Below are 15,041 nucleotides of genomic sequence, written 5' to 3'. Positions count from 1 at the left end.
AAAAAAGTTATTGAACGATTAATTTATGCTGCAAATGAACGGTTTGGCCTGCCTCGAGTAAGAGCCTGGCCTGAATAACTGACGTTGCTTCCTTGTGATAAAAACCATCGGAATACCAGCCTAGCAATACCGGTTCCTGCTGGCCATGAATGACATTGGTTTGCAGGTCAGGCGCAATGGTTAGCTGAATCTGTCGTTTCGCCTGCTTATGCTGCAATTGAAAAATAGTATCAGGCGTTGGTAAAACCTTTACGTCGGGGCCGAGGTGAAACATGACGTCAAGCTGCCGGCTCTGCTTCCCGGCATTATCGACGACATCATCGATATACAACGTATTGGCGGCCTTATCGAAGCGGAAAGTCCGCTGATGACGGCACTGGATTCGGTCGTACCCGTTATGGGTCGCGGTGATTTCGTCAATTAATTCCGTAGAGCTTGCGTGGAGCGTAGTGGCTTTGTAGTGGTTCAGCCAGAGTAGCGGCCCAGCCTGGAATGCCTGATTCTGCTCATCGATGCAGACCGTATTATGCGCTTTCGTGCTCAGAAAATAATTGCGCCATTCAGGGTGCGTCTGGTACGAGTAAGTTCCTGAATCGACCAAAAACGGATACCCATCAACGTTCATTAAAAACGACAGTGCGTCGGCATGCCCGTGAGCCGCAATAGATAGAAACCCGAGTGGAGCAGCATCAACGTGGATGTAAATCTCCTGATTCTTAGCAGTTTGCTTCCGTAAAATATAATGCCCTTCGTCGTAGAATTTACTTTCGGGCAGGTTTTTGCTGGTTGCCAGTTTCTTAAAACTCTCCTGCCCCTGTTTGCCAAAAAGCAGGAAGTTTTTCAGATCGAACCCATGCGAGCGCTGCTTGAAGAACGAGTCCTTAAACAGAATAGCCGCCGAGGTAAGAATCGATTGAAAGTTGTTGAAGGGCTGTTTATCCTCGACAACCAGTACCCGCCCGTCGTCTTCGTCGCCGTAATGAGGGAAGTTTCCCTTACAATCCAGGAACGTAGCGATATAGGATGCAATCGCGTTGAGCTTATGGGTATATTTTACCGAAAACGAGTTGTTCGTCAGCTTGCCGACTACGTATGCGATCAGGAAAAAGTCCGTAATAAACTGAATGTATTCGGCAGCTTCTTCCCGGTTGATTCCGTTTTTTGAGTGCTGTGCCTGTATCTCCTTCTCCAGCCCGGTTTTGGCATAGGTCACCCATTTGGCCGACTCAGGAAATCGCCAGAACGACCCGGCAATAAATAACCCGGCATATTCGGAAATCAAATGATTGTTGGCCGACGAATGTAGCGACGGATTGGAATAACTGTAGACGCAATGCTGGTGAATGCTTGGTAACCAGCAGTCTGTAACGAATGCCGCAAAGTGGGCATCAGACTGAGCGAGCGCGGATGCATCGAGAATGTTCCAGGCAAAGAACCAGTTAATCAGACGGATATTGACTTCGATGTTACTATACCAGTTAACTCCGAGCAGATACGGATTATGCTGTATCCAGGACCGATTGACGGCCATAAACTGATCGAGATAACGACGGTCGCCCGTGGTGCGCCAGGCAATGGCCAGCGACGGTAGCCACTGCAGCCGGTTTACTTCCCAAACGTACTTGGCACTGCCGTTCTGTCCATCCCGAATATTGATCGTCTTGGCATACTCGAGTGGAAAGCGCTTGCCCGTACTAATGTCGAAATGCCAGTCGATGGGCTGGTCAACATTTACCCGGTGCGTAAAGACTTTTAACTGATTCGAAAAAGGTGCCGACAGATCGGATAAGCCCGCTAATGGCAAGATTGGATCAGGCAGCTGATTTAGCCCCGACGTTACGGGTGATACCCATGCAATCCGCTTTTTGTCCGTCTTTTTCTGAACATACTGTTGGGTCCGAAACAAGAGTTCCGGTACAGACATTGATTGAAACCGATAAAATAGCCAGGAGTATCTGTTTTGCATAACTAGGAGGAGAGCGTACGATTCACCGTTTGTTGGTGCGAGCGAATGTGTGCTCAGAGTAATTAGTTTGTTACGTACTGAAAGAATTTGTGTAGTGATGGTGAGATGGATTCAATCAACTTAATCGTAATTAGGCACGTACTTTTTTACGGTATTTTTTACTAAGACTGTACATTATTTATCATCTTCTATTAGAAATATATTATCTACTTTATATGCATTTATTGACCGAGCTGGCTCTTCAGATAACGGTTGTGGTATTGACGAAGCAGCGCATCGAGCTGATAACCAACTTTATAGCGGGACCCGATGTTGTAGCCTCGACTGTAATTGTACTCCCAGCGAAACTCTTCAGTACTTCTGACCCGGAAGCGCTTCGTTTGGGCAATACGTCCCGGCGGAATAGGGATGGCAAAATTGAAACCACCCGTTGAACCGTTTGCCGTCTTTATGGCATATAACCCAACCTCTACGTTCGGAAACTGCCGGATGAAATCGATCCGTGCGCCCCGGTCTCTGTACATATACTGCCCCCCCGATAATTTCAGAGTGATGTTACGTTTCTCAAACCGGTACGCTACGTCGGCGAGCAGCAAAAAATCATTCAGCGATTCGTAGTAAAAATCATTTACCGGATAGAAGTAGAAGCCCGTCAAACCTGTTTCCAGACCGAATGACCAGGGTTTGTTCAGATCCGAATGGCGATACTGGATATTCAGCCCATACCGATCATTGTAGAACAACCCCGCCGAAATACTCATAAAATCCGCCTGGGCAATGGCCAGAAACTGGTTCAGGAAGATAGGCGCGGGCCGAACGTTGAGGGGCTGATTATCCAGATCGTTCACGATTGGAAACAAAATCCCCCAGTTGAGCACCAGACCTCGTCTCAGATACAGTTGACTTTGCAACAGAATATTCGTTTTGCTTTCCAGTGGATTTTCACGGTAACCAAAGTTGGCCATGAATTCGGGCTGGATACGAAAATCAAACTTATAGCGCCGTCCCTCAAACGGTACGTCTGCCGAGTAAGCTTCGCGCTCCTGCCTGGTGAATAACGCCGTGCTGAACATTGGTTTAAACCGATATCGCGCAATAGGCGTACCCTGAAACAGCGGCACTAACTCGGCACCCTCTTTCAATACTTCATTCTGATCCAGCGCCAGCATAGCAGACATCGGGTTGCGAAAGAGCCGATGCTCATAATACACGCGATTCCGAGTGCTGTCAACGGTGACGTTTTCAAAACTAAGCATCGACGTATTACCATGCTGAGCAAAACCAACCGGGCTGTTACCAACCAATAAAATCAGTGTACCAACTACCAATTTATTTAGTCTGGTCATTATCAGCCCGTTTTTTGGTAGATAGCAGTGAGAAGGCGTACGAAGTCCCCACCGTTAACTGATCAAAATTGATGACGCCCGCCTGCACGGTCCAGTGTTTAAACAGGGTTGCATAAGCACCTACGTTCAGGTGTTTGGAATCCCATTCGGCCATGAACCCACCTTTCTGCTTATGGCTTACCTTCACGCCCCCAAAAGGTCCTGCCAGATAATAAGCGGCTTTATCCCGTTTATCCCGAACGACAAATCCAGAGAACAAAGTCGAGTTCTGGTCATTTCGCATATCCTCCCGATCAACGTAATAAGGGCTGGCATACCCACCCGACAGTTCTAGGGTAAGGGCAGACGTCAGGGTGATGTGTTTAGTGGCAACCAGCACATTCGTGATGAGCGAATTATCGATCCCAAACGGAAGCGAAACAATGACTGCCAGAGCAGGACGGTTTTCTTTTTCCGTAAGCAGTCCATACTTCACATCAATCTGTCGATCACCAATCCCACGGGCTCCAAACTGAATCGGACCGTTGGGTCTGAGCAGATTAATATTCAGCTCAAGGCGAGGCAGCAGCACCAGATTGGCAAAAAATATGCTCTCCGAGTTACGTGTCGTAATTTGCGGATTGATCGCCGGGTTGAACCGGATGGCGTAATTAACCGGGTTATAGCTATAGCCAGCATGAAAGGTTCCATCTGCCAGAATGTTTGCCGTTGGGATGTAGAGCAGTCCGGGCTTACCAGACAGGTTGACCTGACCATACAGGGTCGACAACGTACTACAGTTCAGCACCAGCAAAACCGTTGCTTTGACAAAGCACCATTTCTTTGAGGAGTTCATGACAGATTTTGGTATACAACAGTAGCCTCTGGTTCACACGTACGGCCATAGCAATAGCTAACTCAACTGATTCTGCTCAGGCAACTGTGCCGAAGAGCCAGTCGAATACCGATTATCCAGTACTGACTGCTGGAGTATCCGGATTGATGATCCAGCAGTCAGACAGTTCCTTAATTGGCGAATTTTACGCGAAGTGCCAGGCCAGCTTCGAGGCCGTTCAGGCTAACTTTTTCGGTTGTGCTGGTGGTTTCGCCCTGTACCTGTTGGTTATAGCTACCCACATGATAGCGTACATCCAGCGCTACGTAAAGCTTTTTTACAAGCTTCCGTTCGGCACCCACGAATACCTGCACGCCGTAATTGTTGCCTGCCTCCGATTCGTTGACGGAGCCGGTATTGCCGCTAACTACGCGCGAAAACTCATTCTTGATGAAATAGCGCGACAGTCCAACACCGATATATGGGCTCACAAATGGAGTTTTTGTTTCGGTTGAAGCCGATTTTGAGTCAAAGCTATACCGAACATCAACCGAAACCGGGATGATCGAAAGGGTCAGTTTCTCCGTCCGGTTGATACCGGCAATACTTAGATTACTAGCTGCCGAACTTTTCCAGTAACCGGCCCGCACGCCAACCGAGAATCCTTTTACCAGCCCGATTTCCAGTGCAGCATTGGGCATAATCTGCCCACCGAGCGTAGCGCCCTGCCCGCCGTTGTAGGCTGTCAGGATTGAGCGTTCATTCCAGTAATTTAAAGAAGGCTTCCAATAGCTTGCCCCTACACTGATGCTTTTCAGATTGACTTGCGCCTGAGCATCGGGCGACAGCAGTAAGAGCTTGGCGAATAGCCCAATTACAGATATATAGAAATAAATAGTCTTCATGAATCCAGGATAATTTGAGATGAGATATTAGGAGGAACAGCGGTCTGTGATCGCATCGATCAGCCCCCGGTACCCTGGTTGTGGCAACTTGCAATAGCCTTATCGCGGGCCGTAGTGGCTTCCGTCAACGCGGTATTGTAATTGCTGTTGATGTGGTTCAAATCGGTATCACGAGCCACTTTGGCGGCCGCAATTTTAGCGTCTTTCGTAGCAGTACAGGCCTTCCCATCAGCGGATTGTATGGTATCAACATTATCCAGCGCCTGAAAATAACCGACGTAGGCCATCAAAGCCAGTTGATTATACAGATCAGCACCCAGGATGCTCTTGATGGAATTCAGCGTAGCCAGCGACGTTGTAAGCTGTTCTTTAAGCGTAGACCGTAATGGCGCGTATTTTGCAGGTACGCCTGCCTGACATCCTGCCACATCACCATTTGCTGCGGTTTCCAGTTGGGTATACGTAGCATTAACAGTGGACGTCTGACTCGCCTTGGTCGCATCCAGCTTTCCTAATACCGTATTATAAGCCTCGGTAGCACCCTGTTTGCAAGCGTCGACATCGCCACCTAGCAGAGCGGCTTTCGCAGCCGCCGTGGTAGCTACGGTGGGCGCGGCTATCCGGGCTCCGATTGGCTTTCCATTTACCATCGGTAGTGTAAAGGATGGCATATACGCCTTCAGCGCAGGGCTGCTGGCAATCGCTGACATCTGACTTTTCATTTCAGCAGAAAGTGCTCCCGAATTAATCATGTCTGGCGTAAATCCAGACACCAAGGAAGCTGCCTTTTCAGCAGGTACGGTCTGAGCAATATCGGCGCCTGCCTGTTTAACAACGGCGGGAATTTCGCCTGTTGCGCTAATGTTCGACAGTGCCGACGTAACAGCTGCTGCCAGTGTTGACGACGTAACGGTACCAGCTGTGACCGTTACGGCCGCCGGGGCCGTTTGGGTTAACTCAGGGAGTTTGATATTATCTAAGCCGGCGAATGTGTATGTAAACGGCGTAATGGAGGCAACATCTTTCGTCTTACAATTATACATGACTCCTCCAAGGAGCAGTCCGTACATTATCCAGCTAATTCTTCGAGCGGTAGTTTTCATGCGATACGGATGTAATGTTTAAGGTGAATAAATCGATGGCAGGAGAAGGTTTTCCTTTTTTCTATTACGTTATCAACAACTTTACTATTTGTTTACTCATTTCAAAATTAGTAAATATTTTGTTAAACGCAACACTATCATATTATTATAGATAATTTTTAAAATAATACGGTACATTACCAAGGATTAATTGACTATATCGTTTACCGTTCCTTCTTTCACTGACGAGTAGCCGATCAGACCATTTTATTGCCAGGAGTGTAAGCTTCCCGAACCGCTTAAATCACTTGCGTTCTGGTTAGTGGTTGATAACTGTCGAGTAAGTCACGCACCCAATTGATTAACTGTATGTAACTATTGTTTTTGCTCAGTATGGTTTCGCTACCCAACTCATAACAACGGTTTAATTCAGCTTCTCTGGCATACGTCGCACGTACAGCAACTGGGATAGACCGCCAGACAGGATCGGTTTTGAGCACCTGCAACACTTCCAGGCCACTGTGAATCGGCATATGCAGGTCTAATAAGATAAGGTCTGGAAGGCGGCCATCCAGCCGATGCGTGAGTTGGGCAAACAGTTCGCTGCCCTTATTGAAACATTGTAGTCGAACATGGTTCAGTTGCCGGGAAAATACGATACCAAGCAACAGGTGTTCGTCAGTATCATCATCAACTACATAGATTAAAGGGCTAGCAATAGGGTGCATCAGCAGTATTAAAAGAAGTTACGGTAGGTACTTAAGCACACACAAATAGGTTAATTAATTTTCCTATAAGTATGTAATAATGATCAAATCTACAAATGATGTTTACCCTAGATCATGAGTTATGTCAGGATAATCACTGATATTACTCATAAGCATATTTTAGTAACTTATATTTTACTTAGCACGATTACTTATCTCTTATATAAAGGCTTGAGTCTGGATTCTTTATTGAATACAATTCGACGTAATTGTTACTGGCAGAGTAAGGCCCACACAATAAACCCGTTGACTGGACAACCAACTGGGGAAAGTTATACCCAACATTTGGGCGTAACGGATAAAAATTCTGGTTTACGGGTGTTTCTTCAGGACAACAGCACCGGTTTTGTAGCTACTACTTCGCCGAAAAGGCTAGATCCTGGTAACAATGAGGGCAATCAGCGTTAGGGCGCTTAACACAACAGGCATGACCTGGTAAAAACGATCCGCAGCAGCCGTACGGGATTTACCCGGTTCAACATAAACAACATCGTTTGAATGCAGGTAATAATAGGGCGATTGAAAGATGTTTCGCTGCGTTAAATCCAGATGGTTGTAGGTAAGGCGTCCATTTTCTTCACGAATAACCATCACATTCTGCCGTCGGCCATAAATTGTTAAATCGCCAGCTAGTCCAAGCGCTTCGGGCAGGGTAATACGTTCGTTAGGAATATTCAGAAGAGAGGGCCGGGTAACTTCGCCCAGTACCGTAACATGGAAATTAAGATTCCGGACGTTGACCGTCGCTTCTTTTAGATACGGCTTTAATTTCTCCCGGATGAGTCCCGCAGCCTGGCTATTCGTACGGCCACCCACCACCACACGCCCTAATAAAGGAAGCGTAACGCTACTGTCAGCGGCCACCTGATATCCCGTAGCGGCTGGCAAAGGAGCGTTTACATTGGTAGCGCTGGGCAGGCCGTTTGGCTGCAAGGTCGCATAAGGATTAAAAAACTGGGCGGCTTCGGGATTGATGCTGCTTACCTGAATCGATAATACGTCATTCGGCTGGATAACGCCAATGTAAGGTTTTACTACGGCAGAATCGGGTTTACTACCTGAACTCTGAAAATAGATCAACTGCTTGGGGCTTACACAACTGGCTAAGAAACCCGCCCCGAAGAGTGTACAAATAAATACTCTCATTACAGAACCACAGAAATTGCCTGATCTATGGCAGTTAAGCGCATTCAATAAATACGTCATTGGTTATATCTATAAAATTACGGTAAGTACAAACTGCAGTCACATTTATACGATTACGCTACTAAATGTGGGTAATTGAATTCGATCAACTCGATTGGTGATGAAACAAGCGGATGATAGCCTTTCGAGTTTGCTCTGTAAATTATATAATGCATAATTATATAATTGTTAAACATAGATCGACACAAAGTTACCATTATTGATGATTCGACAAAATATTATATATAATTTTATTCTATTTGAAATTTGCAAACTTATTTCCTGCCTAAACAATCCTGCTTTGTAGCCTAAAGGCAGAGGTTTGCCAGATTGGATAATTCACTATGTTACGTAGAGTATGGGGGTTCGTTTACCCATATTTAGCGGATTCGGGCTGGCTATGGAATTTTTTGATATTAGGTGTTCATAGATAACCTCAAGTAGCATCAGTAGCACTGAAATGAGTAGTAAGGGAAGAAAGTGTCGACCACGTGACTGATACGTCACTACTGTTGTTATCAGTAATAGAAATATGCTTATTTGTTTTATTGTCTGCTTTGTATTTAACTTGGAAATAGTTTTAACTAGTTGATATAGGTAATTTCACTCATAAAAACTTATTAATGAGTATTGGCGCATGGGAATGGCTTAAAAGTAAATACAGCCGTGGACAGTCATCTGTTCCGCCTGACCATCCTTGTTACTGGCAAACAGATATTCATTCGCATCTATTACCCGGGCTGGATGATGGCGTGAAAACACATGAAGATTCGCTTATGTGTATTCAGCAACTCGTTGACTGGGGCATCACAAAAATCATTACAACCCCCCACGTAAGCCGCGATGTATTTCCTAATGAAGCTGCCACCATTCTGAAACAGCGTGATATACTCCAGGACCAGATTGAACAGGCAAATATTTCGGTTCAGATTGATGTAGCGGCCGAGTATATGCTCGACGATTTTTTCCTGAGTATTTTAGCGAAAGGAAACCTGCTGTCATTTGGTACAGAACGGTACCTGCTTATCGAAATGGGTTGGGCAAGTCCCCCGCGCGATCTGGAACAGATTATTTTCCAGTTGCTTATCGATGGCTATACGCCTATTCTGGCGCATCCCGAACGCTATTCCTATTATCTGGATAATGCTGAGATTTTACAGCGATTGCGCGAACTCGGCTGTCTTTTTCAGTTAAACTGGCTGTCGCTCACAGGACAGTATGGTTCCCGGGTAAGCAACCAGGCACAACGCCTGCTAAAAAATAACTGGGTCGATTTTATAGGTAGTGATCTGCACAGACCCGCTGATTTGCAAAAACTTGGCCAGTTGTTTACGATGCCGATTTATAATTCAATTGCGAATCAGCCGCTACGTAACAGCCAGCTATAGATTACCAACCCAACAGGGCCGCACCGGGCACCTGTTTATACCAGACCGACTTTGTGAGTTTATTGACAGCAGCGTCATTATATATACCTTATCAGAAAAAGCAGTACGCTTAGTAAAAAAATTCTAAAAGAATGGCGTATTATATGGATCTAATGTCATATATATACAGAAACCTGTAAATTTGTAAGCATTTTTCTTAACAATTATCTCCAGAAAGTACTTAGAGCTTTTACTGACTACGCTGATTTTACGGAAAGCCGCAAACTGTCGAAAGAAAAGCCCTCTTCCTGCTCTTATCAATGAAAGACAATGTGCTGCTTCAAGGTATCTTGAATGCTTCACCCAATGCAATGACTGTCTATCAGGCAGTTTATAACTCTCAAGGGCTCATTACCGATATGCGGTTAATGCTGCTCACCCCCCTATCGGCGCAGTTTATAGGCGCGCCGACAGACCAGCTTGCCGGGCGGCTCCTGAGTGAATTAACAGCTCAATACCTTATAACCGAACGCTACGAATGGCTCAAAGAGGTTAATGAAACAGGGGTTCCGTTCGAACAGGAAATTTACGTTCACTTACCCGACGGCTCCAGCCGCTGGATGAATCTGATCATTCAACGCGTTGATACATATCTACTCATTACGTACGACAACCTGGATCACCATCCGGAGGCTGAATCGCAGGTGATCCGACAAAATACCTTACTCCAAAGCATCTTTGCAACCTCATTGCTGGGCATCATCGTTCATCGGGCAGTTCGTAACTCAACTGGAAAAATTATTGATTTTCAGGTAATTGAGGCAAATGACGCCAGCCTGAAAATGATCGGCACAACGACGTCTATAAGGGGCAATACCCTGAAACAGCATTATCCGGAAACGGAAACACACGGCTTATTTAACCAATTTGTTAAGGTATGTGAAACGGGTGCTTCGTTCGAGACCGAACAGTACTATCCGCACATCGCTCGCTGGTACGTATTAATGGGCGTTCCATTAGGTGACGGACTGGTTATTACGTATCAGGATATCACAGACCGTAAACTTGCCGAATTAGCTCATCAGCAGCAGGCCGATTTACTAACGCGTATCAGTGATACGGTGCAAATTGGCGTTGTTATTTATGAGCCCGTTCGCAACGGAGACGGGCAAATTTTTGACTTTCGCTACAAATACTTCAACAAACAGGCTAAAGAACGTTTACCACTGGACTGGCAGGACGTCATCAATAAATCGATGCGCCTGATGAATTTTTCGGAAAATATCGATCAGGTGATTAACCAGATGGCACAGGTGATGGAAACAGATACTCCTTACCGCTCAGATCTGGTGCTTCCTGATGGACGTGTTCTTGCCATCTCTTTATCCAAATTTGGTGAAGACATCGTGTCTTCGAGCGCCGACGTAACGCAGATTCGGCAGGCGCAGGAACAGGCACGGTACAATAGCGAACTGGAAAAACAGGTAGCCGACCGAACCCAGGCCCTGCGCCTGACGCTGGAGCAACTGAAGCAGTCGAAAGACGATCTGGCCAGCGCTCTGGCTGCCGAACGGGAATTAGGCGAATTGAAATCCCGCTTTGTCTCGATGGCTTCGCATGAGTTTCGTACGCCCTTGACCTCGATTGCTACGTCGGCCGTATTAGCGGGCAAGTACACCGATGCAGATCAGCAGGATAAGCGAAAAAAACATCATGACCGTATTATAGCTTCAGTCCATCATCTCAATTCCATTCTTGAAGAGTTTTTATCGGTGAGCAGGCTGGAAGAGGGTAAAGTTCGGGTTCAGCCGACAGAATTCGATCTGACTGAATTGGTGCGCGAATCGATAACCGATATTCAGGGGATGCTAAAGCCAGCACAGACAGTGCAACTCGAGATGTCGTGTCGATTGCCTTTATTTCTGGATGTTTCGTTACTACGTAAAATCCTGCTCAATCTCCTATCGAATGCTGTCAAATACTCTGGGCAAGGGTCAGTTGTAACCATACAGGGACATTGTGCGGGTGATCAGTTAACGCTGTCGGTGCAGGATCAGGGAATGGGTATTTCAAAGGAAGATCAGGCGCATCTTTTCGAGCGATTTTTCCGGGCCAGCAACGTAAGCAACATATCGGGAACTGGCCTTGGCCTGCATATCGTGGGCCGCTACGTAGAGCTGATGGGCGGAAAAGTGTCGCTGCAAAGTAAATTAAACCACGGAACAACCGTTACGCTAACACTTCCCCTCTCCGTTGGTAATAGTACGTCAGTTTAACGTAGCTGGCTGTCAGAAAATCGAACCCACCTGGTTTTCATCCCTATTTCCGGCTATCTGCACCAAGCAATTTCAGAGTGCCGCTGTCTTGTTCACCTCTATAATATTTGTCTAAAACGGCCTGAAAAACCGGATCAGCGCTTTGCACCCGGCTAAACAACGTCATGCTGGACTTCAATTTCATATCGTCCGGGCTGCCCATAATCTGGTTGGCCGTTTTACCCTTGATAGCGAGTAAAGCCTGCGAGATGTCTATAAGCCGCTTGCCCAGAACAGGATGCTGTAAATAGGCACTGGCTTCGTTGAGGTCTTTTATGGCATAAAACTTTGTCGTCTCACTAAAGCCTAATCCGGCAACTTGCGGAAAAATATACCACATCCAGTGGCTTTGTTTCCTTGCATTTCTGATCTCTGTCAACGCCCTGGTGTAGTCGTTTTCCTGCGCGTCCAGAAATCGCCTGAGGTCATAATCCGGTGCCATCGTATCACAAATTGCGTTGAAGTGCTAAGGCTAAAAAAAATGGCCGTTTATGCCATTTTCAGAGTAAAAGCCAAATGGAAGCGAATTTGTTTTCCTGCCGAAAGACTGGCTAAAAACGATTTAAAAAGAGAGGAGTAAATGGTACGCCCCCTCTTTTTAAATATAAAATATGGTCCTTATAATCAACAGGTTATACTTGCGAGAAAGACGTGGGCACCAGAAATGTACGAGTGATATTCGAAACGATCTTATCATTCGCATACTCTGGCATCGAACTGATCTTTTTCCAATCCGGATCGCTCCCGAAGGCTTTCCAGTTCTGATCATGCTCCTCCATATTATCGAAGGTCAGCATATAGGTTAAGTTTGGCCGCATAGGCCCGATTAATGTTTCACCGAAAAAGACAGGCGTAAGCCCGACTCGTTTGAAAATGGTAATTTCACCACCCTGATTGAACATCTCTATTTTTTTCTTTCCAGCTATTTCGTTGTGGCTTTCGTACCGACGTAGTTCGAAAATGCGTGGTTTTTGGGCGGGTACTTCCAGCTTAGGCATGTCGGCAAAAGCTCTTAACAGCGAACTTTCAATACGTTCATAAGCGGGAGCTGTTGCATCGGCAGCAAAATACTCCGCTCCGGCCTTCTGATAGGCATTGTCGTTGGCTAATTGATCGGGCATCTTGAAATACGCATCCAGCGAACTGAAAGGAATCACGACCACCAACTTTGTAAATCCCTGCGGCAGGTATTCCGTAAATACGCCAATCGACTGGCTGCCTAACCGATTAAAAGCCGGAATGGCTGCCTGCTGAAGATAATTCTGGACAAGTTTGAGCTGTCTGCCATTTTTCAATGTATAAATCCGAAGTTCATAAAACTCAGGATTTTGGCTTTGTTGTGTTTGGGAAGAACCCATATACGGACTTAAAGGGTGAATAAAACTTACCGCTGAACCGGAAAGTACAGAGGCTTTTACGAACATACGTCTTTTCATGAAAAATGAGTTGAGAAGAACCAGAGCTAACTATATGGGTTGCCACTCTTAGCTAAAGTAGGCTTAGCAGCGCTTCTACCATACGCTTCTCAGCTGAATCGGACGCAGTGTCAGTTCCGCAGCCATTATTACGTATTCGTTGAAATCCCCACTGATATCCGTCATTTCAGAGTGAGACACGGCTTCAAATCGTCTTATAGCGTTTAATAGGCTAGCAACGAGGTGATTATAGATACCTAACTTAGTACGTGATATGACCAAGATCAGAAAGTTGACTGATTCAGACACATAGTTGAAAACTCAATCATAGGTAACTTTGAAGGAACTGGTAACATGAAATTATTCAATCCAAACAAATATTGTACTAAAAACAAAGCAGTTGCTTTCTTATTCTTGGAGATGCGGGTTTAGTAAAGGGTAAATCGACACGACATTAACCGATAGAAGTACGTAGAAATGGTTCACAGACGTATAAGCAAACCTGGATTATGAAAGAGTCCGGCTCTTACCGTATTTTCGTCGTTGAAGATGATTCCTGGTTCGGAGAAGTGCTCAAATATCACCTCGCTCTCAATCCCGACTACGAGGTATACCGCTTCCTGACCGGCGCAGATTGTCTTAAACAGCTTCGCATTACGCCCCCCCGGCTCATTACACTTGACTACTCCCTGCCTGATACCAACGGGGCCGAGTTGTTCCAGCGCATCCGGGAGCAATTGCCCGATACGCCGGTGATCGTCATTAGCGGCCAACGGGACGTCGAGACGGCGGTCCATCTACTGCAGGCTGGCGTACACGATTATATAGTCAAGGATGAGCGGACTAAGGATCTGCTCTGGAACGCTGTATTGAAAATCAGGGAAACCCAGGGTCTTAAGCAGGAGATTGAGGAGTTGCAGGAGGAGCTGGGGCAAAAGTATGATTTCAGTTCGAGTCTTATCGGCAATAGCCCTCCGATCCGCAAGGTATTCTCGCTGATTCAGAAGGCAGTACGTACCAATATCAACGTATCAATAACCGGAGAAACCGGTACCGGGAAGGAGCTGGTCGCCAAATCGATTCATTATCACTCCGCCCGCCGAAAGATGCCGTTTGTGGCTGTTAATATGGCCGCCATTCCTCGTGAGTTGGTGGAGAGCGAACTTTTTGGGCACGAAAAAGGCGCCTTTACGGGCGCCCTGAACCGCAGGATTGGTCATTTTGAAGAAGCCAATAAAGGCACGTTGTTTCTGGACGAGATCGCGGAGACAGAGCTTAGCGTTCAAACTAAACTTCTGCGGGTTCTTCAGGAACGTGAACTAACACGGGTGGGCGCGACCAAAGGCATTGCTCTGGATATTCGACTGGTGGTTGCTTCGCATAAAAATCTGCTGGACGAGGTAAAAAAAGGACGGTTCCGGGAAGATCTGTATTACCGGCTCATGGGTCTCCCTATTCATCTGCCCCCCTACGCGAGCGTCAGGACGATATACTGATTCTGGCCCGTCATTTTCTCAATGAGTTTTGTGACGACAACCGCCTGGCTATCCCGGCCATTTCACCGGCGGCTGCCGAACAATTACTACGGTACGAGTTTCCGGGGAATGTCCGCGAATTAAAAGCAATGATGCACATGGCGGCTGTTATGTGCGACGGCAGCGAAATCAGGGCCGACGATCTTATGCTCTCTCCACAAAAGGAGACCATGGCAGTAGCGACTGATACCGAAGGCAAAACGCTACGTTACTATATGATTCTAATTATCAAATCCTACCTGGCGAAATACGATAACAATGTAGTGCTGGTAGCCAATAAACTAGGCATCGGCAAGTCGACGATATATAAGATGATTCAGACCAACGAACTTTCGCTTCCCTGA

11 protein-coding genes and 1 pseudogene are annotated in these 15,041 nt (G+C 46.3%); 3 read left to right on the top strand and 9 right to left on the bottom strand.

Annotated elements, in window-relative coordinates; all coding sequences use genetic code 11:
- Positions 1 to 7 precede the first annotated feature (7 nt).
- The 7 genes from LN737_RS09880 to LN737_RS09850 all read right to left on the bottom strand — a co-directional run bounded on the left by LN737_RS09880 (position 8) and on the right by LN737_RS09850 (position 8,026).
- Positions 8 to 1,966 carry an alginate lyase family protein gene (locus LN737_RS09880; protein ID WP_405518398.1) on the bottom strand — a complete coding sequence of 653 codons (1,959 nt, stop codon included), beginning with the start codon at positions 1,964 to 1,966 and terminating at the stop codon, positions 8 to 10.
- A 221-nt stretch (positions 1,967 to 2,187) separates the two neighbouring features.
- The gene (locus LN737_RS09875; RefSeq protein WP_405518397.1) at positions 2,188 to 3,312 is read right to left on the bottom strand and encodes a YjbH domain-containing protein; all 1,125 of its coding nucleotides are present in this window, start codon (positions 3,310 to 3,312) and stop codon (positions 2,188 to 2,190) included.
- Positions 3,296 to 4,147: a YjbH domain-containing protein gene (locus LN737_RS09870; RefSeq protein WP_405518395.1), complete on the bottom strand. Its 852-nt coding sequence runs from the start codon at positions 4,145 to 4,147 to the stop codon at positions 3,296 to 3,298. Before LN737_RS09870 ends, LN737_RS09875 begins: the two co-directional genes overlap by 17 nt.
- 170 nt (positions 4,148 to 4,317) lie before the next feature.
- Positions 4,318 to 5,031 carry a hypothetical protein gene (locus LN737_RS09865; protein WP_405518393.1) on the bottom strand — a complete coding sequence of 238 codons (714 nt, stop codon included), beginning with the start codon at positions 5,029 to 5,031 and terminating at the stop codon, positions 4,318 to 4,320.
- Between the two features lie 59 nt (positions 5,032 to 5,090).
- The gene (locus tag LN737_RS09860) at positions 5,091 to 6,134 is read right to left on the bottom strand and encodes a hypothetical protein (RefSeq protein WP_405518391.1); all 1,044 of its coding nucleotides are present in this window, start codon (positions 6,132 to 6,134) and stop codon (positions 5,091 to 5,093) included.
- A gap of 278 nt (positions 6,135 to 6,412) precedes the next feature.
- Positions 6,413 to 6,841, bottom strand: coding sequence for a response regulator (locus LN737_RS09855; RefSeq protein WP_405518389.1), 429 nt, complete (start codon positions 6,839 to 6,841; stop codon positions 6,413 to 6,415).
- 411 nt (positions 6,842 to 7,252) lie between these two features.
- On the bottom strand, positions 7,253 to 8,026 hold the full coding sequence (locus LN737_RS09850; RefSeq protein ID WP_405518387.1) for a polysaccharide biosynthesis/export family protein: 774 nt from the start codon (positions 8,024 to 8,026) through the stop codon (positions 7,253 to 7,255).
- Between the two features lie 662 nt (positions 8,027 to 8,688).
- On the opposite strand from LN737_RS09850, the gene LN737_RS09845 reads away from it, so the two are divergent.
- Together LN737_RS09845 and LN737_RS09840 are read left to right on the top strand one after the other, a co-directional pair.
- The gene (locus LN737_RS09845; RefSeq protein WP_405518385.1) at positions 8,689 to 9,453 is read left to right on the top strand and encodes a tyrosine-protein phosphatase; all 765 of its coding nucleotides are present in this window, start codon (positions 8,689 to 8,691) and stop codon (positions 9,451 to 9,453) included.
- 299 nt (positions 9,454 to 9,752) lie between these two features.
- Positions 9,753 to 11,708: an ATP-binding protein gene (locus LN737_RS09840; RefSeq protein ID WP_405518383.1), complete on the top strand. Its 1,956-nt coding sequence runs from the start codon at positions 9,753 to 9,755 to the stop codon at positions 11,706 to 11,708.
- A gap of 43 nt (positions 11,709 to 11,751) precedes the next feature.
- On the opposite strand, the gene LN737_RS09835 is transcribed toward LN737_RS09840, so the two are convergent.
- On the bottom strand, positions 11,752 to 12,189 hold the full coding sequence (locus LN737_RS09835) for a DUF1810 domain-containing protein (protein WP_405518381.1): 438 nt from the start codon (positions 12,187 to 12,189) through the stop codon (positions 11,752 to 11,754).
- A 190-nt stretch (positions 12,190 to 12,379) separates the two neighbouring features.
- The gene (locus LN737_RS09830) at positions 12,380 to 13,183 is read right to left on the bottom strand and encodes an NIPSNAP family protein (protein WP_405518379.1); all 804 of its coding nucleotides are present in this window, start codon (positions 13,181 to 13,183) and stop codon (positions 12,380 to 12,382) included.
- A 488-nt stretch (positions 13,184 to 13,671) separates the two neighbouring features.
- On the opposite strand from LN737_RS09830, the pseudogene LN737_RS09825 reads away from it, so the two are divergent.
- A pseudogene (locus LN737_RS09825) lies at positions 13,672 to 15,041 on the top strand (sigma-54-dependent transcriptional regulator).

The organism is Spirosoma sp. KNUC1025, assembly GCF_045160025.1.
Lineage (GTDB): Bacteria > Bacteroidota > Bacteroidia > Cytophagales > Spirosomataceae > Spirosoma.
The sequence above is the reverse complement of the archived record's forward strand: the minus strand, read 5'-3'. Positions and strand labels throughout refer to the sequence as shown.